Here is a 26,823-nt window from a genome sequence, read left to right on the forward strand (position 1 = left end):
GGCGGGCCTTGTTCAGCCGGCGTAGATCTTCTCCACCTCGCCGGAGAACTCCTTCATGACCACCGAGCGCTTCAGCTTCAGCGACGGGGTCAGCTGGCCGCCCTCCACCGTCCACTCGACCGGGAGGATCTCGAAGGAGCGGATCGACTCGGCCTTGGAGACCTGCTTGTTGGCGGCGTCGACGGCGGCCTGGATCTCGGCGAGGACGTCGGGGTCCTCGGCCAGATCGGTCATCGGGGTGTCGGCCGGGCGTCCCCTGCCCTCCAGCCAGGCCGGCAGCGCCTCGACGTCGAGGGTGATCAGCGCACCGATGAACGGCTTGTTGTCGCCGACGACCATGCACTGGCTGACCAGGGGATGCGCCCGGATCTTGTCCTCCAGGATCGCCGGCGAGACGTTCTTGCCGCCGGAGGTGACGATGAGTTCCTTGATCCGCCCGGTGATGGTCACGTAGCCCTCGGCGTCGATCTCGCCGATGTCGCCGGTGGCGAACCAGCCGTCGTGCATGGTCTCGGCGGTCGCCGTCGGGTTGTTCCAGTAGCCGGTGAACACCTGGGGCCCGTGCACCTGGATCTCGCCGTGCTCGGCGATGCGGACGGCCGAGCCCGGCGCCGGCCGCCCCACCGTGCCGACCTTGAGGGCCTCGGGGCCGCTCACGGTGGCCGGTCCGGTGGTCTCGGTGAGGCCGTAGCCCTCGAGGATGGTCACGCCGATGCCCCGGAAGAAGTGGCCCAGCCGCTCGCCCAGCGGGGCGCCGCCGGACAGCGCGTACTCGACCTTGCCGCCCATCGCCGCCCGGAGCTTGCCGTAGACCAGGGTGTCGAACAGCTTGTGCTGCAGGTTCAGGCCCAGGCCCGGGCCGCCGGTGTCCTGCGCCTTGGACCAGGCGACGGCGACCCGCTCGGCGCGGTCGAAGATCGCGCCCTTCCCGCCGGCGTGCGCCTTCTGCCGGGCGCCGTTGTAGACCTTCTCGAACACCCGGGGGACGGCGACGAGGAACGTCGGCTGGAAGGTGCCCAGGTCGGCCAGCAGCTGGGCGAGGTCGCCGGTGTGGCCGAGGCGGGCGCCGTTCTGCACGCAGCTGACCTCGATGATCCGGGCGAAGACGTGGGCCAGCGGCAGGAACAGCAGCGAGCTGGCGTCCTCGGCGCGCATGGCCGGGATGACGGTCCCGGCGAGCTCGGCGACGTAGAGCAGGTTGCCGTGGGTGAGCTCGCAGCCCTTGGGCCGCCCGGTGGTGCCGGAGGTGTAGATGATCGTGGCCAGGGTGCCGGCGGACAGGGCGGCCCGCCGCCGGATCAGCTCGTCGCCGGGCACGTCGGTCGCGCGGGCGGCGAGGTCGTCCAGGTCGCCCGCCTCGATCTGCCAGACCTCGCGCAGCCCCGGCAGCCCGCCGCGGACCGAGTCCACCATCTCCTGGTGGGCCGCGGTCTCGACGACGACGGCCACCGCGCCGGAGTCCGCCAGGATCCACTCGGCCTGCTCGGCCGACGACGTCTCGTAGATCGGGACGGCGACGCCGCCGGCGGTCCAGATCGCGTAGTCGGCAAGCGTCCACTCGTAGCGGGTCTTGCTGAGGATGCCGACCCGGTCGCCGGCCTGGACGCCGGCGGCGATCATGCCCCGGGCCAGCGCCGACACCTGGTCGGCGAACTCCCTGCTGGTGACGGGGGTCCACCGGCCACCGACGCTGCGGCTGAAGGCCACGTGGTCCGGGGTCGTCCCGGCGTGGTCGTGCACCGCATCGGGCAGCGCCGCGGTGGTCGGGATCTCGAAGGCGGTCGGGGTGGAGTACTCCTGCACGGGGGCTCCTGTCGGTAGGCACAACGCTGTGACCTGAGTCGCGAACATACAGAACGGATGGTCTGTATGTTGAGCTTTCTGGTGCTCCTCGCGCCGCAAACGATCACGCTCCCCGGAGGGTTCCTGTGCAGTCCGCGCTCTACGAGGCCGACCACGAGGCGTTCCGCGCCATGCTGCGCGACTTCCTGGCCAAGGAGGTCGTCCCGCACCACGCGGCGTGGGAGGAGGCGGGGGTGGTCGACCGGTCGGTCTGGCTCAAGGCCGGCGAGCAGGGGCTGCTCGGCATGGACGTGCCCGAGGAGTACGGCGGCGGCGGGGTCACGGACTTCCGCTACAACGCCATCCTCTCCGCCGAGATCAGCCGGGTGGGCGCCAGCGGCCTGGGCTTCGCGCTGCAGAACGACGTCGTCGCGCCGTACCTGATCGGGCTCACGACCGAGGAGCAGAAGCGGCGCTGGCTGCCCGGGATCGTCAGCGGGGCGATCATCACCGCGATCGCCATGACCGAGCCGGGCGCCGGGTCCGACCTGCAGGGACTGCGGACCACCGCCCGCCGCGACGGTGAGGACTGGGTGCTCGACGGGTCCAAGACGTTCATCACCAACGGCATCAACGCCGACCTGGTGATCGTCGTCGCCCGCACCGACCCCGACGCCGGGGCCCGCGGCTTCTCGCTGCTCGTCGTCGAGCGGGGGATGCCCGGGTTCGAACGTGGCCGGAACCTCGACAAGGTCGGCCTCAAGGCCCAGGACACCGCGGAGCTGTTCTTCGAGGGCGTGCGGGTGCCGGCGACCAACCTGCTCGGCACCGAGGGCCACGGCTTCTTCCACCTGATGGAGAACCTGCCGCAGGAGCGGCTCTCGATCGCCGCGGGCGCCGTCGCCTCCGCCCGGATCGTGCTCGATCTGACCGTGCAGTACTGCAAGGACCGCACCGCGTTCGGCAAGCCGATCGGGAAGTTCCAGAACACCCGCTTCGAGCTCGCCGAGATGCACACCGAGGTGTCGATCGCCGAGACCTACCTCGAGAAGGCGATCACCGAGCACAACGCCGGCCGGTTCACCGCCGAGGACGCCGCCATGGCCAAGTGGTGGACGACGGAGCTGCAGAAGCGCGTGGTCGACCGGTGCCTGCAGCTGCACGGCGGCTACGGCTACATGCTCGAGTACCCGGTCGCCAAGGCCTTCCTCGACTCGCGCATCCAGACGATCTACGGCGGGACGACCGAGATCATGAAGGAGATCGTCGGCCGCTCGCTCGGCGTCTGAACCCATCCCTGCACGGACCCGAGAGGACGAGCATGAGCACCGAGGCGTTCATCTACGACGCCGTGCGCACCCCGCGCGGCAAGGGCAAGAGGACCGGAGGGCTGCACTCGGTCAAGCCGATCAGCCTGACCACCGGCCTGATCGATGCCGTCCGGGAGCGCAACCCCGGGCTCGACCCCGCGCTGGTCGACGACATCGTGCTCGGCGTCGTCTCCCCGGTCGGGGAGCAGGGCGCGGTCATCGCGCGGACGGCGGCGCTGGCCGCCGGGCTGCCCGACACGGTGGCCGGCGTGCAGATCAACCGGTTCTGCGCCAGCGGCCTGGAGGCCGTCAACCTGGCCGCGCAGAAGGTGCGCTCCGGCTTCGAGGACCTGGTGCTCGCCGGTGGCGTCGAGTCGATGTCACGGGTGCCGATGGGGTCCGACGGCGGCGCCTGGCCGATGGACCCCGAGACCGCGGCCCGTACCGGCTTCGTCCCGCAGGGCATCGGCGCGGACCTCATCGCCACCCTGGCCGGCTGGAGCCGGGAGGACGTCGACGCCTACGCCGCCGAGTCGCACGCCCGCGCCGCCAAGGCCTGGTCCAACGGCTACTTCGAGCGCTCCGTCGTCCCGGTGACCGACCGGAACGGCACCGTCGTCCTCGACACCGACGAGCTGGTCCGGCCGGGCACGACCGTCGAGTCGCTGGCCGGGCTGCCGTCGGCGTTCGCCGGCATCGGCGACATGGGCGGCTTCGACGCCGTCGCGCTGAACAAGTACCACTGGGTCGAGCGGATCGACCACGTGCACACGGCCGGGAACTCCAGCGGCATCGTCGACGGCGCCTCGCTGGTCGTCGTCGGCACCGAGGAGGCGGGTACCCGCAACGGGCTGACCCCGCGCGCCCGCATCCTGAGCACCGCCGTGTCCGGCGCGGACCCGGTGATCATGCTGACCGGCCCCGCGCCGGCGACGGTCAAGGCGCTGGCGAAGGCCGGGCTGGCCGTCGACGACATCGACCTGGTGGAGATGAACGAGGCGTTCGCCGCCGTCGTGCTGCGGTTCATGGCCGACACCGGCTTCGACCACGAGCAGGTCAACGTCAACGGCGGGGCCATCTCGATGGGCCATCCGCTGGGCGCCACCGGCGCGATGATCCTGGGCTCGCTCGTCGACGAGCTCGAGCGGCGCGACCTGCGCTACGGCCTGGCCACCCTGTGCGTCGGCGGCGGCATGGGCATCGCCACCGTCATCGAACGCGTCTGAGCGCGAGTCTGAGGAGCACCCCCGTGAGTGAGAGCACCATCCGCTGGGAGTCCGACGCCGACGGCGTCGTCACCCTCACCCTCGACGACCCCTCGTCGTCGGCGAACACCATGAACGACGCGTACGTGGCGTCGATGGGCGAGACGATCGACCGGCTGGAAGCCGAGTCGGAGTCGGTCCGCGGCGTCGTCCTGACGAGTGCGAAGAACACGTTCTTCGCCGGCGGCAACCTGGGCAGCCTCATCCAGGCGACGCCGGAGAAGACCGACGAGGTCCTCGCGCAGGTCACCCTGGTCAAGAGCCAGTTGCGCCGGCTGGAGACCCTGGGTGTCCCGGTGGCGTCGGCCATCAACGGCGCCGCGCTCGGTGGCGGCCTGGAGATCGCGCTGGCCGCCCACCACCGCGTCGTCCTCGACGACCCGAAGGTCAAGCTCGGCTTCCCCGAGGTCACCCTCGGCCTGCTGCCCGGCGGTGGCGGGGTCGTCCGCTCGGTCCGGCTGCTGGGCCTGACGACGGCGCTGCTGGAACTGCTGCTGCAGGGTCAGCAGATCCGCCCCGGCAAGGCCCTGGAGCTCGGGCTGGTGCACGACACGGCGGCCGACCGCGACGAGCTGCTCGCCAAGGCGAGGGCCTGGGTGCTGGCGAACGAGACCGCGCAGCAGCCCTGGGACGCCAAGGGCTACAAGGTGCCCGGCGGCGCCCCGTCCTCGCCGTCGCTGGCCAGCACGCTGCCCGCGTTCCCGGCGAACCTGACCAAGCAGCTCAAGGGCGCCCCCTACCCGGCGCCGTACGCGATCCTGTCGGCGGCGGTCGAGAGCCTGCAGGTCGACGTGGACACCGCGTTCACCGTCGAGGGCCGGTACTTCGTCGACCTCGTCGTCGGCCAGGTCTCGACCAACATGATCCAGGCGCTGTGGTTCGACCTGAACCGGATCAACGGCGGCTCCTCCCGGCCGGACGGCGTGGACGCCTACGCGGCCCGCAAGGTCGGTGTGCTCGGAGCCGGGATGATGGGTGCGGGCATCGCGCACGCCTTCGCCACGGTCGGCGTGGACGTCGTCCTCAAGGACGTCAGCACCGAGGCGGCCGAGAAGGGGAAGGCGCACGTCGCGGACCTCGTCGGCAAGCAGGTCTCGCGCGGGCGCATGAGCCAGGAGAAGGCCGACGCCGTCCTCGCCCGGATCAGGCCGACCGGGGACGCTGCCGACCTGGCCGGCTGCGACGTGATCGTCGAGGCCGTGTTCGAGGACACCGCGCTCAAGCACCGGGTGCTGAGCGAGGCGGAGGTCCACGCCCTGCCGGACGCGCTGCTGGCGTCCAACACCTCGACGCTGCCGATCACCGGCCTCGCCGAGGGCGTCTCGCGGCCGGCCGACGTCGTGGGCATGCACTTCTTCTCACCGGTGGACAAGATGCCGCTGGTCGAGCTGATCGTGGGCCGGGACACCTCCGACGCCGCGCTCGCGCGGGCCTACGACGTCGTCCGGCAGATCGGCAAGACGCCGATCGTCGTCCAGGACAGCCGCGGCTTCTTCACCAGCCGGGTGTTCGGCACGCTGGTGCTGGAGGGCGCCGCCCTGCTCGCCGAGGGGCTGGCGCCGATGAGCGTCGAGCGCGCGGCGCTGCAGGCCGGCTTCCCGGCCGGGCCGCTCACGCTGCTCGACGAGGTGACGCTGACCCTGCCGCTGAAGATCCGCGACGAGGCGGCCAGGGCCGGCGCGACCGACGACCACCCGGGCGTCGCCGTGCTGCGGGCGCTGGTCGAGGCCGGCCGCACCGGGAAGTCGGCGGGGAAGGGCTTCTTCGACTGGGAGCCGGAGAAGCGGGTGTGGCCGGGCCTGACCGGGCTGTTCCCGAGCAGCGACGCGGTGCCGTTCCGCGACGCCCAGGAGCGGCTGCTGTTCGCGATGGCGGTCGAGACAGCCCGGTGCGTCGAGGAGCGGGTACTGAACTCCGTCGAGGACGCCAACATCGGCTCGATCATGGGCATCGGTTTCCCGCCGCTGTACGGCGGCGTGCTCCAGTACGTCGACCAGTACCGAGGTGCTGCGGAGCCGGGTGTCGCGTCATTCGTCGCCCGGGCCGACGAGCTGGCCGACGCCTACGGGGAGCGGTTCCGCCCGCCGGCGATCCTGCTCGAGCGGGCCGTCCCGGCCGGCAGCCTGCGCGCTGCGCTGGCCGGGGCGTCGAGCTGACCAGCACCGACACCAGCAGGTCCCCGGCCCGGGAGGCCCGCCCGCCGGTCCGCCGCACCCAGGCGGAACGGCGGGCGGCCACCCGGGCCGCCCTGGTCCGGGCGACGGTGGACTGCCTGGTCGAGCTCGGCCACGCCGGGACGACGACGCAGGAGGTGCAGCGCCGCGCCGGGGTGTCCCGCGGGGCGCTGACCCACCACTTCGCCACCAAGTCCGAGCTGGTGCTCGCGGCCATGGACGAGTTGTACGAGGAGTTCAGCCGCAGCGTCCGCGAGGCCGCCGTCGACCTGCCCGAGGAGCCCGGCGCGCGGGTGCGGGCGGGCATCGAGCTGGTCTGGCAGCGGTTCCACGGGCCGTTGTTCGTCGCCGCCATGGAGCTGTGGACGGCGGCGCGCACGGATCCGGAACTGCGGGCGGCGCTGCTGCCGCACGAGCGACGGCTGGGCGTCCAGCTGCGCCGGCTGGCCACCGAGGTGTTCGGCGAGGAGGTCGCCGGGCACCCGTCGGCCGAGGCGCTCTACCAGGTGCTGCTCACCTCGATGCGCGGCCAGGCGATGACCTACGCCCTGCAGCCGGGCGCCCCCCGCACCGGCCCGCACCTGCAGCACTGGCGCACGATCATCGAGGCCTTCACGCCGCCCGCCTCCTGAGACCGCCGCACGGGAGCAGGCGCGGCGGGCCCCGCCCGGTCCGGGATCGCCCCGTCTGGGATCGTGGCGGCCGCACACCACGACGGGGGAGCGAAGGAGCGGGCCGGCGATGGCGACCACGGCGCTGCTGGTCCTCGACCTGGTCGGTACGTTCGCGTTCGCCCTCAACGGGGCGCTGATCGCCGTCCGCAGCACCCGGCTGGACATCGTCGGCGTCGTCACCCTCGGCATGATCACCGCGCTCGGCGGCGGGACGATCCGCGACGTCTTCCTCGGCGCGCTCCCGCCGGCCACGTTCGTCGACTGGCGGTACCTCGTGGTGGCCGCGGCCGGCGGGCTGATCGCCTTCTCCATCGGTCACTACCTGGAGCGGATCTACGGCGCGATCAACGTCCTGGACGCCGCCGGCCTGAGCCTGTTCGCCGTCACCGGTGCGCTCAAGGCCCTCGACCTCGGCTTCGGCCCCCTGCAGGCGGTCGTCGTCGGCGGGATCACCGGGGTCGGCGGCGGCACGCTCCGCGACGTCCTCATCCGCCAGGTGCCGGCGGTGCTCAGCAGCGGGCTGTACGCCGTCCCGGCCATCGTCGGTGCCACCGTCGTCGTCCTCGCCGACGTGGCGGACACTCGGGGCCCGGTCGCCGCCGTCGGCGCCGCCGCGGTGTGCTTCGCGATCCGCATGCTGGGGGTGCACTTCGACGTCAACGCACCGTTCCCCCCGGGACGGCCTCCGGCCGAGAGTTCCTGATCCCGGCACCGTGCGAGCTGCCGGTCAGTCCAGCAGCTCCAGGCCCAGCAGCTCGTCGACCTCGAGCACACCCAGCAGCGGCAGCCCCACGAGGAGCACGAGGACGGCGGCCCGCCCGGGGCGCGACCGGAGGACGCCGGCGTGCGGGATCGCGGCCAGCGACGCGCGGGCCTGCAGCAGGGCGAGCGTGGCCAACCCCGCCCAACCGGAGGGAGCGGGCGCGGGCGCGGCGGGCAGATCGGCGGTCAGCGGGGCGAGATCGTCCCGGAAGCGGGCGCCGTACGCGGTGCGCATGCGCTCGTCGCACTCGTCCAGGGTGAGCATGCCGCGGGCCGTCGCCTCCCGGAGGACGTGGACGACCGCCTCGCGGTCGGCGTCCGCGGCGCGGAGCGGTCGGTGCCCATCGGCCGGCGGGTGCGGCTCGGGCAGGTCGGCGGGGCGGTACGTCGCGGTCATGGTTGCTGGCTCCTCGTCGGTCGCGCGGTGGTCGGGGCAGGCGTCGGTCAGGGGTGGGGCCCGTCCGGTGGGCCGAGGGCGAGCGTGACGGTCAGGCCGCCGGGGGCGCGGTTGGTGGCGATGACCCGGCCACCGTGCGCCGTGGCGACGGCGGCCACGATGGCCAGGCCCAGCCCGGCCCCGCCCGGTTCGTGCCGGGCGTCGTCCACCCGGCTGAACCGGTCGAACAGGTCGGGCAGCCGCTCGGCCGGCACGCCGGGGCCGGTGTCGTGGACGACGATCTCCGCGCCCTCCGGGCCGGTGGCCTGCACCTCCACGTCGACGGTCCCGCCGTCGGGGGTGTGCCGCAGGGCGTTGTCGACGAGGTTGCTCACCGCCCGCTCCACCCCTGCGGGGTCGCCCCGCACGACGGCCGCCCCGCGGGTGTGCAGGTCGACGCCGCGCCGCGCGGCCAGCGACCGGAACCGGACCACCACCCGTTCCACGAGTTCGTCGAGGTCCAGGGGCCGGAAGCTCTCGAGGTGGCCGCTGTCCGCGCGGGCCAGCACGAGCAGGTCGTCGACGAGCCCGGAGAGCCGGCCCGCCTCCTCCAGGGCGGTGTCCAGCCCTGCCCGCACGTCGGGGTCGCGTGCGCGCTCGCGGGCCAGCTCGACCTCCGCGGTGAGGATGGCCAGCGGGGTGCGCAGCTCGTGGCTGGAGTCGGCGGTGAACGTGCGTTCCCTGGCCACGGCGGCGGCCAGCCGGTCGAGCATCCCGTTGAGGGTCTGCACGAGGCGGCCGACCTCGTCGAGCCGGGTCGGCGAGGACAGCCGCCGGGACAGGTCCACCGCGCTGATCGCCTGCGCCTCGGCGGTCGCCCGGCGGACCGGCCGCAGCCCACGGCGGGCGATGCCGTACCCCAGGACCCCGGCGAGCACGGTGGCCAGGCCTGCTGCGGGCACGTACCCGGCGACCAGCGCCTCCCGGGCCTCGTCCACCTCGTCGAGCTCGGCGGCGAGCACGGCGACCCGGCCGGCCTCCCCGTAGGGCACGGCCAGCGCCCGCAGCTCCTCCCCGTCGTCGACGACGGTGCGGAGCACCGCGTCCCCGGACCGGGCCCGGTCGAGGTCTGCGGGTCCGAGCAGCGGACCGTCGATGTCGTCGTCGGTGGAGCCGAGGACCCGCCCGTCGTCGCCGACGATCTGCACGAGGCGGTCGGCGAGGTCGATCTCGGCGCCGTCCCGGTCCAGCCGGTCCGCGTCGAGGTCGGCCCCGGTCGACCCGCCCGGCAGCGCCGCGGCGAGGTCGGCCAGCCGCTGGTCCACCCCGCCGCGCAGGGCGGCCCCGAGCTGGTGGTGCACGACGACGCCGACGAGGACCAGCAGGGCGGCCAGCGACGCCGCGGAGAGCAGGGCGAGCCGGACGCTGATCGGCAGCCGGGGCACGGGCCTCACCCCGCCGGGGGGACGCAGGCGATCCGGTAGCCGGCGCCGCGGACGGTCTGCACGAGGTCGACGGAGAACCGCCGGTCGATCTTGTCCCGCAGGTACTTCACGTACACGTCCACCACGTTGGACAGGCCGTCGTAGTCGAGACCCCACACCTGCTCGAGGATCTGCGCCCGCGACAGCACGTGCCCGGGGTGGCGCAGGAGGAACTCCAGCAGGGCGAACTCTCGCCGCGAGAGCTCCACCGTCTCGCCGCGGCACTGCACCAGGCGGGCCGCCGGGTCCAGCGACAGCGGACCGCACCGCAGCACGGCGGGACGGGGCGGTGCGCCACGACGCTGGAGGGCGCGCAGCCGGCCGAGCAGCTCGGTGAAGGCGAACGGCTTGACCAGGTAGTCGTCGGCCCCGGAGTCCAGCCCGTTCACCCGGTCCGGCACGGCGTCGCGTGCGGTGAGCATGAGCACCGGCGTCCACACCTGCCGGTCGCGCAGGTCCCGGCACACGGCGAAGCCGTCCATCCCCGGGAGCATCACGTCGAGGACGACGGCGTCGTAGGAACCGGACACCGCCCGAGCCAGGCCCGCCGGCCCGTCGGGGGCTGCGTCGACGGCGTGCCCGGCCTCGGTCAGGCCCCGCACGAGGACGTCGCGCATGTTCGTGGAGTCCTCGACGACCAGCACCCGCATGGAGGCAGCGTGGCACCCGGGGATGAGGGAACGATGAGACGGGCGCTCAGCTGCGCCTCATCGAACCCTCATCCGGCGCGGGGACCGTGGTCGCTCAGGTGACGGCACCGGGCCGGCACCCTCGAGGAGGGAACACTCAGATGCGTATCGGCAAGCGCGCCGTCGTCGTCACCGCGGGCACCGCGGTCGTCCTGGCCGCGGCCGGCGGGGTGGCCGTGGCCACCGTCGGTGGCGAGGAGGGCGGCGAGGACCTGACCCGCCCGGGCACGGTGGCCGTGGACGAGTCCACGCTGCCGGAGGACGACGCCGAGGAGAGCGAGGCGTTGGCCGACCTGGCCACCGTGGACGAGGCGGCGGCCGTCGATGCGGCGGTCGAGTCGGTCGGCGGTGAGGTGGTCCGCGCGGAGCTGGAGGAGGAGGACGGCTTCGTCGTGTGGGAGGTCGAGGTGCGCGGCGACGACGGGACGCTGCACGAGGTCACCATCGACGCGGGCGACGCCGGCGTCCTCGGCACGGAGGCGGAGGACGACGACACCGACGACACCGAGGACGCGGAGGACACCGACGACACGGAGGACGCGGACGGCACCGACGCCGACTGATCCCGGCCCCGGACGGGCCCCGGAGCCGGCGGGCCGCGCTCGGTGCGCGGCTCGCCGGCGGCCCGGTCAGCTCAGCATGAGCTTGGCCACGATCTCGGTCATGATCTCGTTCGTGCCGCCGCCGATGCCGAGGATCCGGCTGTCGCGGTAGTGCCGCTCGACCTCCGACTCGCGCATGTAGCCCATCCCGCCGTGCAGCTGGACGGCGGCGTCGACCACGACGTCGCACGCGGCCACGGCGGTGTTCTTCGCCATCGCCACCTGGCTGAACACGTTCTCCCCGGCCAGCCAGGAGTCGACGACCGCGCGGGTGTAGACGCGGGCGACGTCGGTCTGCCGGGCCATCTCCGCCACCTTGTGCTGCACGACCTGGCGGCTCGACAGCGGCCGGCCGAAGGTCTGCCGCTCCTTCACCCAGGCGAGCGTGAGATCCAGGCAGCGCTGGGCCGTGGCGTAGGCCTGCACCGCGAGGCTCAGCCGCTCGGCGGCGAACTGGCCCATGATCGCGTAGAAGCCCTCGTCCTCCCGGCCGATCAGGTTGGCCGCCGGCACCCGCACGCCGGTGAAGGAGACCTCCGCGGTGTCCGAGCACAGCCAGCCCATCTTCGCCAGCGGTGCGGAGACGCGCAGACCGGGCATGCCCCGCTCCAGGAGCAGCAGCGAGATGCCCCCGGCGCCGTCGCCGCCGGTCCGGACGGCGACGGTGAAGAAGTCGGCCCGGGTGGCGGAGGTGATGTAGAGCTTCGCCCCGTCGACGACGTACTCGTCCCCGTCGCGCACCGCCCGGGTGGTGATCCCGGCGACGTCGGACCCGCCCTCGGGCTCGGTGATAGCGAGGGACACGATCTTCTCCCCGGCCAGCACCGGGCGGGCGACCCGCTCGATCAGCTCGGGGTTCCCCGCCTCGATCAGGTGCGGCAGCCCGATGCCGTGGGTGAACAGCGAAGCGACCACGCCGCTGGACCCGCCGTTGCCGATGATCTCCTCGGCGACGACCCAGGTGTCGATCGCGGTGCCGCCCTCGCCGCCGGCCTCCTCGGGGAACCCGACGCCGAGCAGCCCGGCCGCGGCGGCCTTCGCGTGCAGCTCGCGGGGGAGCGCGCCGGCCTTCTCCCAGGCGGCCAGGTGCGGGGCGATCTCGGTCTCGGTGAAGCGGCGGGCCGACGCCCGCAGGGCCCTGCGCTCGTCGGTGTCCCAGGCGCTCACGTCGTTCTCCTCGAGGTTCGGCGGATGTGGTGGCGGCAACATCTTGTACGGTGCGTTTCATCTTGTACAGTCCCGCTCAAGATTCTGGCGACGGAGGGAGGGTGCGGCCATGACGGAGCAGCGGGTCTACGCCGGGATGAGCGCGGAGGAACGCACCGCCCGCCGCCGCGAGCAGTTCCTGGCCGCCGGGCTCGAGGTCTTCGCCGACCGCGGGTGGGCGGCCAGCACCGTGGCCGACGTCTGCCGGGCGGCGGCGCTGAGCCCGCGGTACTTCTACGAGCTCTTCGGCGGCCGGGAGGACCTCTTCCTCGCCGTCACCGGCCGGATCGCCGAGCAGGTCGAGGGCACGGTGCGCACCGTCGTCGCCGCGCCGGCGGCCGACCCGCAGGCACGGGCCCGCGCCGTGCTGGAGGCGCTGGCCGCGTACTTCACCGCCGATCCGCGGACCGTGCGGGTGGCGCTCATGGAGTCCCTCGCCACCGAGCAGTTCCGCGGGCACCGTCGCCGCCTGCTGGAGTCCTTCAGCGCCCTGGCCGGGAAGCTCATGCGGTCGCTGTGGGCCGACGCCTCCTCCGGGCCGGCCCTGGAGATACGTGCCGCCGTGCTCACCGGCGGGCTGGTGGAGCTGCTCATCGCGGCCGCCTCGACCCGCACGCCCGTGCCGCTGGACGACCTGCTCGACGAGCTGACCGCCCTCTACGCCGCCGCCGCGCGGCTCTGACCTGCCGAACCCAGGAGACCCGTTGCCCGACGCGACCCGCGTCCCCGTCCTGATCGGGGTCGGCCAGCTCCGTGCCAACCGCGAGCGCGCCGTCGCGGCCGCCCGCGAACCGCTGGCCCTCATGGCCGACGCGCTGGAGACGGCCGAGCGGGACGCCGGCGTCCCCGGGCTGCTGCAGCGGGCCGACACCGTCCTGGCCATCCGCGCCGCCAGCTGGGCCTACGCCGACCTCGCGGGGGCCGTCGCCGCGCGGATCGGCGCGCGCCCCCGGACGGCGCAGAACACCGCCCTCGGCGGGCACCTGCCGGCCCGCCTCCTCGAGCGGGCGGCGGCGGCGATCGCGGCCGGGGACAGCGAGGTCGCGGGGGTCGTCGGCGGTGAGGCCCAGGCCTCGGTGGGCGCGCTCGGCAAGGCGGGCGTGGACCCGGTCGCCGAGCTCGGCTGGTCGGCCGAGCCGGGGGGCCCGCCCGAACTGGACCTGGCCGAGCTGGGCACCGCCGAGCAGCTCGCCGCGGGCCTGTTCCTGCCGGCCCGGGTCTACCCGCTCTACGAGAACCGGCTGCAGGCCGACCTCGGGCTCACCCCGGAGCAGGGCGCCGCCTGGTCCGCGCGGCTCTACAGCGACTACAGCCGGATCGCGGCGGCGCACCCGGCCGCCTGGAACCGCGAGCAGCTCACCCCGGAGCAGGTCGGCACCCCCGGGCCGGGCAACCGGATGGTCTGCGAGCCCTATCCGCTGGCGATGAACGCGATGCCGCACGTCGACCAGGCCGCCGCCGTTGTCGTCACCTCCCTGGCGATCGCCCGCGCGGCCGGCGTCCCGGAGGAACGGCTGACCCACGTCCGGGGCGGGGCCGGCGCCGACGACCACCCCGATCCGCTGCGGCGCACGGGGTTCGGGCGGTCGGCCGCGCTGGCCGCCGCGCTCGACCGGGCGCGGGGGCGGACCGGGACCACGGCCGACGAGCTCGACGTGATCGACGTCTACAGCTGCTTCCCGGTGGTGCCCAAGCTCGCCGCCCTCCACCTCGGCCTGGACCGGCACGCCGTGCTCAGCGTCGCCGGCGGGCACTCCTCGTTCGGCGGGCCGCTGAACACCTACTCGCTGCACGCGATCGCCACCCTGGCGCAGCGGCTGCGCGGCACCGGCGCGACCGGTCTCGTGCACGCCAACGGCGGCTACCTCGGCTCGCAGCACGCGATCGTGCTGGCCGGCCGGCCGCACCCGGACGGCTACGTCGGTGACCCCGAGCCCGAGCGGATCGAGCACCCCGGTGCGCCGGCCCTGGTCGACCCTGCCTGCCTGGCCGCGCAGGGTGCCGACCTCGTGATCGAGACGCTCACCGTCGAGCACGGCCGGTCCGGCGGCCCGCAGCAGGCCTTCGTGGTGGGCCGGACGGTCGCGGGGGACCGCCTCGCCGTGTCCAGCGCACCCGGTGATGCCGGGACCGCGGCCGCCCTCTCCCGCACCGCGCTGCCGGACGGCGCCACCACCCACGTGGGCCGCACCGTGCGGCTGACCCTGCGCGACGGCCAGCCGGCCGTCGCCCTTCCCGGAGGTACCGCATGAGCGAACCCAGCGTCCTGACCGAGCGGATCGGCGCCGTGCTGGTCGTCACGCTCAACCGGCCGCAGGTCCGCAACGCGGTGGACGCCGACCTCGCCGGCCGGGTCGCCGACGCCCTCGAGCAGGCCGACGCCGACGCCGGCATCCGGTGCCTCGTGCTGACCGGGGCGGGGGAGAAGGCGTTCTGCGCCGACCTCGCGGCGCTGGGCCGCGGGGAGCTGCCGCTCGCGGCCGGCCGCGAGCACTACGGCTTCGCCGGGTTCGTCCGGCACCCGATCAGCACGCCGGTGGTGGCGGCGGTCAACGGGGCGGCGCAGGGCGGCGGCACCGAGCTCGTCCTCGCCAGCGACGTCGCCGTCGCCGCGGACACCGCGACCTTCGGGCTGCCGGAGATCGCCCGCGGCATCTTCGCCGCCGCGGGCGGTGTGCTGCGGCTGCCCGAGCAGCTGCCGCGCAAGGTCGCGATGCGGCTGCCCGAGCAGCTGCCGCGCAAGGTCGCGATGCGGCTCATCCTCACCGGCGAGGCGATGTCCGCCCAGGACGCGGTGCGCTGGGGGCTGGTCAACGACGTCGTCCGTGCCTCCGACGTGCTGCCGACGGCGCTCGCGCTGGCGGAGCGGATCGCGGCGAACGCCCCGCTGGCCGTGCAGGCGAGCAAGCGGCTCGCCCTGGGCATGGTCGACGGCGACCTCCCGCACGAGGCCGCCGCCTGGGAGCGCAACGAGGCCGAGATCGCCGCCGTCGGGAGGAGCGCCGACGCCATGGAGGGGATCGTCGCCTTCCTCGAGAAGCGCGACCCGACCTGGACGGCGAGCTGATGACCAGGGGGCGCCCGGCATGACCAGGATCGCGATCATCGGTTCCGGCTTCGGCGGGATCGCCGCCGCGGTGCGGCTCACGCAGGCCGGCTTCTCCGATCTCGTGCTGTTCGAGAAGAGCGACGACGTCGGCGGCGTGTGGCGGGAGAACACTTATCCCGGCGCGGCCTGCGACGTCCCCTCGCACCTGTACTCGCTCTCCTTCGCCCCCAAGGCCGACTGGTCGCGGCGGTTCGCGCCGCAGGCGGAGATCCACTCCTACCTGCGCGACGTCGCCCGCGACTTCGGCGTCCTCCGGCACATCCGGTTCGGCACCGAGGTGCTCGGGGCCGCCTTCGACGACGACACCGGCACCTGGCGGCTCGACCTGGCCGGTGGCGCCGAGCACGAGGCCGACGTCCTGATCACCGCCACCGGGCAGCTCAGCCGGCCGAGCACGCCGGCGATCGTCGGGCTCGACCGGTTCGAGGGCACGGCCTTCCACTCGGCGGAGTGGGACCACGACCACGACCTCACCGGCGAGCGGGTCGCCGTCCTCGGCACCGGGGCCAGCGCCATCCAGTTCGTCCCGGCCATCGCCCCCCGGACGCGGAGCCTCACCGTCTTCCAGCGCTCGGCGCCCTACGTGCTGGCCAAGCCCGACCGCGCCTACCGCGGGCGGGCGACGCAGGCCTTCGCCCGCGTGCCCGGCCTGCTGCGGCTGTCCCGCGAGGGCAACTACCTCTCCAACGAGCTGCGCTCCCTGGGCTTCAACACCGAGCCCCGGCTGCTGTTCGCGCACCGGGCCGCCTACCGCAGGCACCTGCGCGCGAGCGTGCCCGACCCCGTGCTGCGGGAGAAGCTGACGCCCACCGACCCCCTGGGCTGCAAGCGGATCCTGCTGAGCAACGACTGGTACGCAGCACTCCAGCTGCCGCACGTCGACGTCGTGACCGACGGGATCGCCGAGGTGCGGCCGCGCTCCGTCGTCACCGCCGACGGCACCGAGCGCGAGGTCGACACGATCATCCTGGGCACCGGTTTCGCCGCCACCGAGTTCCTCGCGCCCATGCGGATCACCGGGCGGGGTGGACGCGACCTGCACGAGCAGTGGCGGGACGGGGCCAGCGCCTACCTCGGCACCGTCGTCCCCGGGTTCCCGAACCTGTTCGTGCTCTACGGCCCGAACACCAACCTGGGCCACAACTCGATCCTGGTGATGCTCGAAGCGCAGGTCGGCTGGGTCGTGCAGGCCGTCCGGGCGCTGGCCGAGGGGCGGGTGCGCCGGCTGGAGGTCCGCCGCGACGTCGCCGAGGCCTTCGACGCGTGGGTGCAGGAGCGGGTCGGGCACACCGTCTTCGCCGGCGGCTGCCGCAGCTGGTACCTGACCGAGAGCGGTCGGAACACGCAGAACTGGCCGGCGTCCACGCTGACCTTCCGGCGCCGGTTGCGCCGCCTCCGGCTCGAGGAGTTCGAGCCGGCCCCGGTTCCCGTCGCAGGAGGCGCCCGTGCCCAGGACTGAGCACACCGACGTCGTCGTCGTCGGCAGCGGGTTCGGCGGCAGCACCGCCGCGCTCCGGCTGACCGAGAAGGGATACCGGGTCACGGTGCTGGAGGCCGGGCGCCGGTTCGCCGACGACGAGCTGCCCCGGACGTCGTGGGACCTGCGCCGCTACCTCTGGGCGCCGCAGCTCGGGTGCTACGGCGTCCAGCGGATCCACCTGCTGCCCGACGTCCTCGTCATGGCCGGGGCGGGGGTGGGGGGCGGCTCGCTGAACTACGCGAACACGCTCTACCAGCCGCCGGCGGCGTTCTTCCGGGACCCGCAGTGGGCCGGGATCACGGACTGGCAGGCCGAGCTCGCGCCCTACTACGAGCAGGCCTCGCGGATGCTCGGCGTGACCACCAACCCGACGACCACGGCCGCCGACGAGATCTTCCGCGAGGTGGCCGAGGAGATGGGCGTGGGCCACACCGTCGTCCCCACCCCCGTCGGCGTCTTCTACGGCGAGCCGGGCGTGACCGTGCCCGACCCGTTCTTCGGCGGCGCCGGCCCGGAGCGCACCGGCTGCACCGAGTGCGGCTCGTGCATGACCGGCTGCCGGGTGGGCGCCAAGAACACCCTGGTGAAGAACTACCTGCACCTGGCCGAGCGCGGCGGGGCCGTGGTGCACCCGATGACCACGGTGACCTCGGTCCGCCTCCGGCCGGACGGCGGGTACGAGGTGGAGACCCGGCGCACGGGCGCGTGGCTCGGGAAGCGCACCGTGCGCCGGTGGACCTGCGACCAGGTCGTGCTCGCGGCGGGCACCTACGGCACCCAGCGGCTGCTGCACGCCATGAAGGACGCCGGCACGCTGCCGGCGCTGTCCCCGCGCCTGGGGCACCAGACCCGCACGAACTCCGAGGCGGTGCTGGCCGCGACCGGACGCCGCGGCGGGCCCACCGACTACAGCCGTGGCGTGGCGATCACGTCCTCGTTCCACCTCGACGAGCACACCCACGTCGAGCCGGTGCGCTACGGCAGGGGCAGCAACGCGATCGGCCTCCTGCAGACCGTGCTGGTCGACGGCGGCGGCCGGCTGCCCCGCTGGCTGGCGGCGATCGGGGTGGTCCTCCGGAACCCGGCGGCGTTCGCGCGCAGCCTGTCGGTGCGCGGCTGGTCGGAGCGGACGCTGATCGCGCTGGTCATGCAGACCCGCGACAACAGCATCGTGGTCTCCGGTCGGTCGGGGCGGTGGGGCGGGAGAGTGCCCGCCAGGTTCGGCCGGCGGCTGACCAGCCGGCCCGGACCGGGGGAGCCGGTGCCCACCTGGATCCCCGGTGGCCACGAGGCGGTCCGCCGGATCGCGGCGAAGATCGGCGGCGACCCGGGCGGTGCGTTCACCGACCTGGCGAACATCCCGATGACGGCGCACTTCCTCGGTGGCTGCGCCATCGGCGCCACCCCGGAGGAGGGCGTCGTCGATCCCTACCACCGGGTGCACGGCTACCCGGGCCTGTCGGTGGTCGATGGGTCGGCGGTGTCGGCGAACCTGGGGGTCAACCCGTCGCTGACGATCACCGCACAGGCCGAGCGCGCCGCGGCGCTGTGGCCGAACACGGGGGAGACCGACCCTCGGCCGGCGCCCGGAGAGCCCTACCGCCCCGTCGCGCCGGTGCCGCCGCGGCACCCGGTCGTGCCCGCGCACGCGCACGGGGCGCTCCGGCTGCTCCCGCTGACGGTCGTGCAGCGGTCGGCAGCGGCAGACGTGGACTGACTCCACCGATTGTGCTCAACACGGCCGTGCGGATGCCGATAGCCGGAGGGTGACGACCACTCTCGCCGAGCCGACGACGCCTCGGCCCACCGGCTTCTGGGCCACCATCCCCCGCGGCGTCCAGCTGGACGAGGCGAGTTTCCGGTCCCGGCACCGGATCATCGCCGGGGTCCTGGCGGTGCACCCGCCCGTCCTGCTGGGCATCGGCTACTGGCAGCACCACACGCACGGGGTCGGGCTCTGGCTGGAGCTCGCCGGGATCGTCGCCCTGACCGTGCTCGGGTACGTGCTGCGCAGCCAGGTGCTGCGGGCGAGCGCGGTGGGCGTCGGCCTGATGCTCTCGGCCGGCACGCTGGTGCACGTCAGCGGCGGGCTGACCGACATGCACATCTGGTTCTACGCCCTGCTGGCCCTCGTCGCGCTGTACCAGTCGTGGGCGCCGTTCCTGCTCGCCGTGGCCTTCGTCGCCGTCCACCACGGCACCATGAGCCTGGTCATGCCGGAGATGGTCTACTCCACCCCGCTGGCGCTGGAGTACCCGCTGCTGTTCGCCCTGCTGCACGCGGTGTTCCTGCTCGCCGAGGCGACGTTCCTCGCCTACGGGTGGAAGTTCACCGAGGAGGCCGACCGCGGCCGCCGGGCCGAGCAGGCCCGGGCCGAGGAGCAGGCGCTGGCCCAGGCCGCCGCGCAGGGGGAGCTCGCCGACGAGCGCGCCCGAGCCGCCGAGGGCGCCGCGGCCGAGCTCGCGCAGCGGACCCAGCGCACCGCCCTGCTGGAGCACCAGCTCGCCGAGCTGGTCGACGCCGGCCGGCGGCTGGACGGCAACGTGGGGACGGCGACGTCGGTCATGGCCGGCCTGCGCGATGCGATCGCCGAGATCGCCGCCGCGGCCAGCTCCGCCACGACGACGGCCAACCAGGCCAGTGAGGGGTCCCGCGAGAGCGCGGCGACGGTCCAGCGGCTGGCGGAGACGATGGCCGAGATCGACCAGATCGCCGGCAGCATCTCCACCATCGCCGACCAGACCAACCTGCTCGCGCTCAACGCCACCATCGAGTCGGCCCGCGCCGGCGAGGCCGGTAAGGGCTTCGCCGTCGTCGCGGGCGAGGTGAAGGACCTCGCTGGGGAGACGGCCAAGGCCACCGAGCGGATCCGCCGGGTCGTCGACGCGGTGCGCGGTGACGTCGAGGCGGCCGGCGCGGCGCTGAGCGGCGTGCAGGAGGTCATCCAGGGCGTCGTCGAGGCGCAGACCACGATCGCCGCCGCCGTCGAGGAGCAGAGCGCCTCGACCGCCCAGGCCCAGGACGCCATCGTCGGCGCCTCCCACGAGGCCACCCGCATGGCGGCCGACCTGCAGCGCATCGTCGACGGGGTCTGATCGCTCGGTCCGCCGGAAGACCCTGGCGCATATACCCCCGAGGGGTATATGTTCCGGGTCGGAGGTGGACGGTCATGTCAGATCCCACGAATCGCCCCGGTCCTACCGCGGGGCCTCGGCACGTCAGCACGGCGCACGACCACGACGGCACCCACGGGCAGGGCATGCCGGTCGCGGGTGGCGGGGCCGGTCCGGGTGCGGAGGTCACCGACCCGCTGGCCGCCGCGGGACGGCCCGCGCCCGGCGAGCACCCCGGGACGCCGGAGGGCCACGGGTCCGGCCACGGTGGCCACGAGTCCGGCCACGGTGGCCACGGGTCCGGCCACGGCGGTCACGGGTCCGGCCACGGCGACCACGTGGCCATGTTCCGGCGGCTGTTCTGGATCATGCTCGTGCTCGCGGTGCCGACGGTGCTGCTCAGCGAGATGTTCGCCTCGATCGTCGGCTACCGGCTTCCTGATGTCCCGGGCCTCGAGTGGGTCGCGCCGGTGCTCGGCACCGTCGTGTACGTCTGGGGTGGGCGCCCCTTCCTCACCGGTGCGGTCGGTGAGATCAGGGTCCGTCAGCCCGGGATGATGCTGCTGATCGGCATGGCCATCACGGTGGCCTTCGTGGCCTCCTGGGGGGCCGTCCTGGGTGTGCTCTCCCACGAGCTGGACTTCTGGTGGGAGCTAACCCTGCTCGTGGTCATCATGCTGCTCGGGCACTGGCTGGAGATGCGCTCGCTGGCGCAGACGTCCTCCGCCCTGGACTCGCTGGCCGCGCTACTGCCCGACGAGGCGGAGAAGGTCGTCGGTGACCAGGTCGTCGCCGTCCCGCCGGCCGAGCTGGCCAGCGGTGACGTGGTCATCGTCCGGCCGGGCGGCCGGGTGCCGGCCGACGGGGAGGTCGTCGAGGGTACGGCCGACGTCGACGAGTCGATGATCACCGGGGAGTCGAAGCCCGTCCGGCGCGGCCCGGGCGACCCCGTGGTGGCCGGCACGGTGGCCACCGACACCGCGCTGCGGGTGCGGGTCACCGCGGTCGGGGACGACACGGCACTGGCCGGCATCCAGCGGCTCGTCGCCGAGGCGCAGTCCTCCTCGACCCGCGCCCAACTGCTCGCGGACCGGGCCGCCGGATGGCTGTTCTGGTACGCCCTCGGTGCGGCGGCGATCACCGCTGTCGTCTGGTCGGCCTACGGGGCTCCGGAGGACTCGATCACCCGCGTCGTCACCGTCCTGGTGATCGCCTGCCCGCACGCGTTGGGGCTGGCGATCCCGCTGGTGGTCTCCATCTCCACCGAGCGTGCCGCGAAGGGGGGCGTGCTGGTCAAGGACCGGGCCGCGCTCGAGCGGATGCGCACCATCGACACGGTCCTGTTCGACAAGACCGGCACGCTGACCAGGGGCGAGCCGACGGTCGAGCACGTCGTCGGCGTCGGCGTCTCGGACGACGAGGTGCTCGCGCTCGCGGCCGCTGCGGAGTCCGACAGCGAGCACCCGCTCGCCCGGGCCGTCGTCGCCGCGGCGCGGCGCCGCGGGCTCAGCATCCCGGCGGCCACGGGCTTCCGGGCGTCGGCAGCCGTCGGGGTCACGGCCACGGTCGACGGACGCACGGTGGCCGTCGGCGGCCCGCACCTGCTCGCCGAGCACCACCTGGCGCCGATGCCGGCCGCGCAACCGTGGGCGGCCGCGGGTGCGACGGTGCTGCACGTCCTCGTCGACGGCGCCGTCCTCGGGACACTCGCCCTGGCCGACGAGGTGCGGCAGGAGTCGCGGGAGGCGGTCGACGCCCTGCACGCCCTCGGGATTGAGGTCGTGATGATCACCGGCGACGCCGAACCGGTCGCGCGGGCGGTCGCGGCCGACCTCGGCATCGACCAGGTGTTCGCCGGTGTGCGCCCGGAGAACAAGAGCGAGAAGGTGGCGGAGCTGCAGCGCCAGGGCCGGACGGTGACCATGGTCGGTGACGGTGTCAACGACGCTCCCGCGCTCGCGCAGGCCGACGTCGGGATCGCCATCGGCGCGGGCACCGACGTCGCCATCGCATCGGCCGGCGTCATCCTCGCCTCCGACGATCCCCGCTCTGTGCTCTCGGTGATCGAGCTGTCCCGCGCCGGCTACCGGAAGATGACGCAGAACCTCTGGTGGGCCGCCGGCTACAACCTGGCCGCGGTGCCGCTCGCGGCCGGGGTGCTCGCCCCGGTGGGGTTCGTCCTGCCCATGGAGGTCGGCGCCCTGCTGATGTCGCTGTCCACGGTCGTCGTCGCCCTCAACGCCCAGCTCCTGCGGAGGCTCGACCTCCGCCCGGAGGCCGGTGTCGCGGCCGGCGGCGCCCGGTCGGTCCCGGCCGGACGGCAGCCGGCGGCGGCCGGGCACCGCTGAGCGGTCGGCCGCCGGGCAGGCGATGAGCCGTCCGGCGACCGGCGCCGCAGCGGCGAGCACCGACCGGCCGGGTCATCGGCGCAGCCGGTCCCCATACGCTGGCAGGCACCACGGCAGCGCCGGAAACGGCGGAGCACGGCGACAGGGAGTCGGCATGGACATCACCCGGACCGCGGAATGGCAGGCGCTCGCCGAGCACCACCGGGCGATCGAGGACCAGACCCTGCGGACGCTGTTCGCCGAGGACCCCGAGCGGGCGGCGCGGATGACGGGCCGGGTCGGCGACCTGCTCGTCGACTACTCCAAGCACCGGGTCACCGACGAGACGCTGCGCCTGCTGGTCGCGCTCGCCGCGCGTGCCGGCCTGCGCGAGCGGATCGACGCGATGTTCCGCGGGGAGCACGTCAACACCACCGAGGACCGCGCCGTGCTGCACGTGGCGCTGCGCATGCCGGCCGACGAGGACCTGGTGGTGGACGGCCAGCACGTCGTCCGCGACGTGCACGAGGTGCTCGGGCGGATGCGCTCCTTCGCCGACCGGGTGCGCTCCGGGGAATGGCGCGGGCACACCGGCCGGCCGATCCGGGCGGTGGTCAACATCGGCATCGGTGGCTCCGACCTCGGGCCGGCCATGGCCTACACGGCGCTGCGCGACCACACCGACCGGGAGCTGACCGTCCGCTTCGTCTCCAACATCGACCCGACGGACTTCGCGGAGGCCACCCGCGACCTCGACCCGGCCGAGACGCTCTTCGTGGTCAGCTCCAAGACGTTCACGACGCTGGAGACCCTGACCAACGCCGCGGTCGCCCGCGACTGGCTGCTCCGGGGCCTGGGCGTGGACGACGCCGCGGTGGCGAGGCACTTCGTGGCGGTGTCGACCAACACCGACGCCGTCCGGGATTTCGGCATCGACCCGGAGAACATGTTCGGCTTCTGGGACTGGGTCGGCGGGCGCTACTCCATGACCTCCGCCATCGGGCTGTCCCTCATGGTGGCGATCGGGCCGGAGGCTTACGACGAGCTGCTCGCCGGGTGCCACGCCGTCGACGAGCACCTCCGCACCGCCCCGCTGGAGGCCAACGTCCCGGTGCTGCTCGGGCTGCTGAACGTCTGGTACCGCAACTTCTTCGGCGCCCAGTCGCACGCGGTGCTGCCCTACAGTCAGTACCTGTCCCGGCTGCCGGCCTACCTGCAGCAGCTGACGATGGAGAGCAACGGCAAGTCCGTCCGCGCGGACGGGGAGCCGGTGCCCACCGCCACCGGCGAGGTGTACTGGGGCGAACCGGGCACCAACGGCCAGCACGCCTTCCACCAGCTGCTGCACCAGGGGACGACCCTCATCCCCGCTGACTTCATCGGTTTCGGGGAGCCGGCCCACGACATCGGCGAGATGCACGACCTGCTGATGGCGAACATGTTCGCCCAGGCCGCGGCCCTCGCCTTCGGCCGCACCGCGGAGGAGGTGGCCGCCGACGGCACGCCGCCGTCGGTGGTGCCGCACAAGGTGATGCCCGGCAACCGGCCGAGCTCGATGATCCTGGCGCCGCGGCTGACCCCGGGGGTCCTGGGGCAGCTGATCGCGCTGTACGAGCACGTGGTCCTCACCCAGGGCGTGATCTGGCAGATCGACTCCTTCGACCAGTGGGGTGTCGAGCTCGGCAAGGTGATGGCCCGCGAGCTCGCGCCGGCCCTGACCGGCGCGGAACCGGTGGCCGTGGACCAGGACGGGTCCACGGCCGCCCTGGTGGCCGAGTACCGGCGGATGCGGGGCCGGGCGACCTGAGCCCCGGCGCACGGCCGGGGGCGCGGTCCCGCCCGGGCGTGTCCCGGTGGAGATGCCGCCGCCGGGACGACGTGGTCACATAGCGCGACCCATCTCTCTCCGGACCGGGGCGGAACATGGCCGAGACCACGGGCACCCAGGAGCAGTACAACACCGTCCGGGCCATCCACCTGGCCGCCGTCGCCGCGCTCGGCGGCTTCCTGTTCGGCTACGACACGGCCGTGATCAACGGCGCCGTCGTGGCGCTGCGCGGGGACTTCGCGATGGGCGCCGGCCTCACCGGCTTCGTCGTCGCCTCGGCCCTCCTCGGTGCGGCGCTGGGCGCGTGGGGCGCGGGCCGGGTGGCCGACCGGTACGGCCGCATCCGGGTCATGTTCGGGGCCGCGGTGCTGTTCATCAGCAGCGCCTTCGGCTCCGGCCTGGCCTTCGGCCCGATCGACCTGACCGTCTGGCGGGTGGTCGGCGGCATCGCGGTGGGCGCCGCCTCGGTCATCGCGCCGGCCTACATCGCCGAGATCTCGCCGGCCCCGATCCGCGGCCGGCTCGGCTCGCTGCAGCAGCTGGCGATCGTCACCGGCATCTTCATCTCGCTGCTGGTCGACGCCCTGCTGGCCAACCTCGCGGGCGGGGCGGCCGAGGACCTGGCCTTCGGCCTGCAGGCCTGGCGCTGGATGTTCATCGCCGAGGCCCTGCCGGGCCTGGTCTACCTGGTGATGTGCCTGACCATCCCGGAGTCCCCGCGGTACCTCGTCGCCCAGGGGGAGCCGAAGGAGGCGCGCCGGGCGCTCGGCCGGGTGCTCACGGCCGGGGTGGACCACCGGATCTCCGAGATCGAGCGCACGGTGCAGGCCGAGGAGCGGCGCAAGGCGAGCTTCGCCGACCTGCGGGGGCACGTCCTCGGCCTCAAGCCGATCGTCTGGGTGGGGATCCTGCTGTCGGTCTTCCAGCAGGCCGTCGGGATCAACGTGATCTTCTACTACAGCACCGCGCTGTGGCAGCAGGTCGGCTTCAGCGAGTCCGACGCCCTCACGATCACCGTGATCACGTCCGTCACCAACATCGTGGTGACGCTGGTCGCCATCGCCACGATCGACAAGGTGGGCCGGCGGATCCTGCTGCTCGTCGGATCGGCGGGGATGGCGCTGAGCCTGGGCACGCTGGCCTGGATGTTCGGCACCGCGCCGGTGGTGGACGGCGAGCCGTTGCTCGGCGACACGGCGGGAATCGTGGCGCTGGTCGCGGCCAACCTCTTCGTCGTCTTCTTCGGGGTGTCGTGGGGCCCGGTGGTCTGGGTGCTGCTCGGCGAGATGTTCAACAACCGGATCCGCGCCGGTGCTCTCGGCCTGGCCGCGTCGGCCCAGTGGGTCAGCAACTTCGTGATCTCCCAGACGTTCCCGGTGCTGGCCGGCATCGCGCTGTCGCTGGCCTACGGGCTCTACACCGCGTTCGCCGTCCTCTCCTTCTTCTTCGTCGCGAAGTTCGTCCGGGAGACGAAGGGCCGCCAGCTGGAGGACATGGAGTAGCAGCCGGCCGGGTCCCGGCGGCCCGCCTGCCGGCCGGCGGGCCGCCCCTGACCGGCCGTCACCTGCGTACGGCGTCGGCGTGGCGGCGCACCGCGGGCCGCGCGGCCAGCTCGACGACCTCCCCGACGACCCAGACGGCGGGCGGGCGGACCGACTCCTCGCCCGGCGTCCTCGGATCGTCGAGCGTGCAGACGACGGCGTTGTCCGCGGGCAGCCGCGGACCGTCTCAGGCGAGCAGGGGTGTGCCGATGAGGATCTCGGTGCCGTCGGGGCGCCAGGTGCGCCATCGGCCGTCGGGTTGGCGTTCCACCCGGAACCCGTGGTGCACACAAGGTGCGAGTGCCGCTCGCACAGCAACGCTGAGTTCTCCAGCGACGTCTCGCCGCCGTCGATCCAGTGGACCAGGTGGTGGACGTCGCACCACTGGGTCGGGGCTCCGCAGCCGGTGAACACGCAGTGCCGGTCCCGGGCCTCGTTCGCCCGCCGCAGATGCGGGGGCACCACCCGGTGGGAGCGGCCCACGTCCAGCGGGGTGCCGTCGGGGCCGAACACGATCCGGCCGATCTGACCGTCGCAGGCCAGCCAGCGGGCGCGGGCGGCGGAGATCGTGGCGCCGGAGCCCATCCGCCCGGCACCCGGGCCGGTCGCGGGGTCGGCCAGGTCGTCGAGGTCGATGGTGACCACCACCTGCGGCTTGACCGTGCGCAGCACCGGCAGACCGCCGGCAGCCAGCAGCCGGTCGCAGAGGGCGACCAGGGCGTCGCCCTGCTGCTGGGCCCGGGACCGGTCGTCACCGGCCGGCCGGTCGGCCTGCACCAGCGACTCCACCGCCGCCTTGAACTTCTCCCCGCCCACCGCGTCGAGCTCGAACCGGCCCGAGACGCTGCCGTCGGGATGGGTGGCGATCGACATCGACCGGCCCTCCGTCGGGTCCGGCTCCGGCCCGTCCTGATCCAGCCGCGCCAGGTAGCCGTCCACGACGGCGACCAGCTCCTGGTGCCCCCCGACCACGGCGACCTGCGCGAACGCCGCATCGACCGCGGCCAGGTCGATGCCCTGGTCGGCGGCCAGCCCCAGCGCACGCGGGGTGACCGCCCGGGCCACCTCGGCCACCTGCTCGGCCGACACCCCGCCCGCGCC

The 26,823-nt window shown here is 73.9% G+C and carries 20 protein-coding genes and 1 pseudogene; 15 read left to right on the plus strand and 6 right to left on the minus strand.

Going from position 1 to position 26,823, the window contains the following annotated elements:
* Positions 1 to 12: 12 nt before the first annotated feature.
* On the minus strand, positions 13 to 1,803 hold the full coding sequence (locus BM142_RS11220) for an AMP-dependent synthetase/ligase (protein ID WP_092198171.1): 1,791 nt from the start codon (positions 1,801 to 1,803) through the stop codon (positions 13 to 15).
* A gap of 125 nt (positions 1,804 to 1,928) precedes the next feature.
* Here BM142_RS11220 and BM142_RS11225 point away from each other — a divergent pair, with 125 nt between their 5' ends.
* The 5 genes from BM142_RS11225 to BM142_RS11245 all read left to right on the plus strand — a co-directional run bounded on the left by BM142_RS11225 (position 1,929) and on the right by BM142_RS11245 (position 7,908).
* A complete protein-coding gene (locus tag BM142_RS11225; protein WP_092198174.1) occupies positions 1,929 to 3,071 on the plus strand; it encodes an acyl-CoA dehydrogenase family protein in 1,143 nt (380 codons plus the stop codon).
* A 32-nt stretch (positions 3,072 to 3,103) separates the two neighbouring features.
* Positions 3,104 to 4,318: an acetyl-CoA C-acetyltransferase gene (locus BM142_RS11230; RefSeq protein ID WP_092198177.1), complete on the plus strand. Its 1,215-nt coding sequence runs from the start codon at positions 3,104 to 3,106 to the stop codon at positions 4,316 to 4,318.
* Between the two features lie 23 nt (positions 4,319 to 4,341).
* Positions 4,342 to 6,513, plus strand: a complete 2,172-nt coding sequence (locus BM142_RS11235; protein ID WP_092198180.1) for a 3-hydroxyacyl-CoA dehydrogenase NAD-binding domain-containing protein — start codon at positions 4,342 to 4,344, stop codon at positions 6,511 to 6,513.
* Between the two features lie 107 nt (positions 6,514 to 6,620).
* A complete protein-coding gene (locus BM142_RS24520) occupies positions 6,621 to 7,163 on the plus strand; it encodes a TetR/AcrR family transcriptional regulator (protein ID WP_175527237.1) in 543 nt (180 codons plus the stop codon).
* Positions 7,164 to 7,272: 109 nt separating this feature from the next.
* The gene (locus tag BM142_RS11245; RefSeq protein ID WP_092198185.1) at positions 7,273 to 7,908 is read left to right on the plus strand and encodes a trimeric intracellular cation channel family protein; all 636 of its coding nucleotides are present in this window, start codon (positions 7,273 to 7,275) and stop codon (positions 7,906 to 7,908) included.
* A 24-nt stretch (positions 7,909 to 7,932) separates the two neighbouring features.
* Here BM142_RS11245 and BM142_RS11250 read toward each other — a convergent pair whose 3' ends face one another.
* Genes BM142_RS11250 through BM142_RS11260 form a run of 3 tightly spaced genes read right to left on the minus strand, consistent with a single transcriptional unit; the run spans position 7,933 to position 10,477 of the window.
* Positions 7,933 to 8,364, minus strand: a complete 432-nt coding sequence (locus tag BM142_RS11250; RefSeq protein ID WP_092198188.1) for a DUF1707 SHOCT-like domain-containing protein — start codon at positions 8,362 to 8,364, stop codon at positions 7,933 to 7,935.
* Positions 8,365 to 8,411: 47 nt separating this feature from the next.
* Positions 8,412 to 9,788, minus strand: a complete 1,377-nt coding sequence (locus tag BM142_RS11255) for an ATP-binding protein (RefSeq protein WP_175527238.1) — start codon at positions 9,786 to 9,788, stop codon at positions 8,412 to 8,414.
* A gap of 5 nt (positions 9,789 to 9,793) precedes the next feature.
* Positions 9,794 to 10,477, minus strand: a complete 684-nt coding sequence (locus tag BM142_RS11260; RefSeq protein WP_092198194.1) for a response regulator transcription factor — start codon at positions 10,475 to 10,477, stop codon at positions 9,794 to 9,796.
* Between the two features lie 140 nt (positions 10,478 to 10,617).
* On the opposite strand from BM142_RS11260, the gene BM142_RS11265 reads away from it, so the two are divergent.
* Entirely contained in the window at positions 10,618 to 11,079 is a 462-nt protein-coding gene (locus BM142_RS11265; protein WP_092198197.1) for a PepSY domain-containing protein, read from the plus strand.
* A 66-nt stretch (positions 11,080 to 11,145) separates the two neighbouring features.
* On the opposite strand, the gene BM142_RS11270 is transcribed toward BM142_RS11265, so the two are convergent.
* On the minus strand, positions 11,146 to 12,285 hold the full coding sequence (locus BM142_RS11270; protein WP_217640682.1) for an acyl-CoA dehydrogenase family protein: 1,140 nt from the start codon (positions 12,283 to 12,285) through the stop codon (positions 11,146 to 11,148).
* 109 nt (positions 12,286 to 12,394) lie between these two features.
* Here BM142_RS11270 and BM142_RS11275 point away from each other — a divergent pair, with 109 nt between their 5' ends.
* From BM142_RS11275 to BM142_RS11315, 9 genes are all read left to right on the plus strand, one after another.
* Positions 12,395 to 13,006: a TetR/AcrR family transcriptional regulator gene (locus BM142_RS11275; protein ID WP_092198203.1), complete on the plus strand. Its 612-nt coding sequence runs from the start codon at positions 12,395 to 12,397 to the stop codon at positions 13,004 to 13,006.
* A 22-nt stretch (positions 13,007 to 13,028) separates the two neighbouring features.
* A complete protein-coding gene (locus BM142_RS11280) occupies positions 13,029 to 14,576 on the plus strand; it encodes an acetyl-CoA acetyltransferase (protein WP_092198206.1) in 1,548 nt (515 codons plus the stop codon).
* Positions 14,573 to 15,391, plus strand: a complete 819-nt coding sequence (locus BM142_RS11285; protein ID WP_092198209.1) for an enoyl-CoA hydratase-related protein — start codon at positions 14,573 to 14,575, stop codon at positions 15,389 to 15,391. The genes BM142_RS11280 and BM142_RS11285 overlap by 4 nt, the downstream gene beginning before the upstream one ends.
* Before the next feature lie 19 nt (positions 15,392 to 15,410).
* The gene (locus BM142_RS11290; protein ID WP_092198212.1) at positions 15,411 to 16,892 is read left to right on the plus strand and encodes a flavin-containing monooxygenase; all 1,482 of its coding nucleotides are present in this window, start codon (positions 15,411 to 15,413) and stop codon (positions 16,890 to 16,892) included.
* On the plus strand, positions 16,879 to 18,630 hold the full coding sequence (locus BM142_RS11295) for an FAD-dependent oxidoreductase (RefSeq protein ID WP_092198215.1): 1,752 nt from the start codon (positions 16,879 to 16,881) through the stop codon (positions 18,628 to 18,630). Before BM142_RS11290 ends, BM142_RS11295 begins: the two co-directional genes overlap by 14 nt.
* Positions 18,631 to 18,679: 49 nt before the next feature.
* Positions 18,680 to 20,008 (plus strand): methyl-accepting chemotaxis protein, encoded by a 1,329-nt coding sequence (locus tag BM142_RS25510; RefSeq protein WP_092198218.1) that lies wholly within the window; start codon positions 18,680 to 18,682, stop codon positions 20,006 to 20,008.
* 74 nt (positions 20,009 to 20,082) lie between these two features.
* Positions 20,083 to 22,374 carry a heavy metal translocating P-type ATPase gene (locus tag BM142_RS11305; RefSeq protein WP_254790808.1) on the plus strand — a complete coding sequence of 764 codons (2,292 nt, stop codon included), beginning with the start codon at positions 20,083 to 20,085 and terminating at the stop codon, positions 22,372 to 22,374.
* A 154-nt stretch (positions 22,375 to 22,528) separates the two neighbouring features.
* Positions 22,529 to 24,160 (plus strand): glucose-6-phosphate isomerase, encoded by a 1,632-nt coding sequence (gene pgi / locus BM142_RS11310; protein ID WP_092198306.1) that lies wholly within the window; start codon positions 22,529 to 22,531, stop codon positions 24,158 to 24,160.
* A 116-nt stretch (positions 24,161 to 24,276) separates the two neighbouring features.
* The gene (locus tag BM142_RS11315; protein WP_092198224.1) at positions 24,277 to 25,683 is read left to right on the plus strand and encodes a sugar porter family MFS transporter; all 1,407 of its coding nucleotides are present in this window, start codon (positions 24,277 to 24,279) and stop codon (positions 25,681 to 25,683) included.
* A 522-nt stretch (positions 25,684 to 26,205) separates the two neighbouring features.
* Here BM142_RS11315 and BM142_RS11320 read toward each other — a convergent pair.
* Positions 26,206 to 26,811: pseudogene (locus tag BM142_RS11320) on the minus strand (DUF222 domain-containing protein); the annotation flags it as partial.
* Between the last annotated feature and the right edge of the window lie 12 nt (positions 26,812 to 26,823).

Source organism: Blastococcus tunisiensis, assembly GCF_900112815.1.
GTDB classification, from domain to species: domain Bacteria; phylum Actinomycetota; class Actinomycetes; order Mycobacteriales; family Geodermatophilaceae; genus Blastococcus_B; species Blastococcus_B tunisiensis.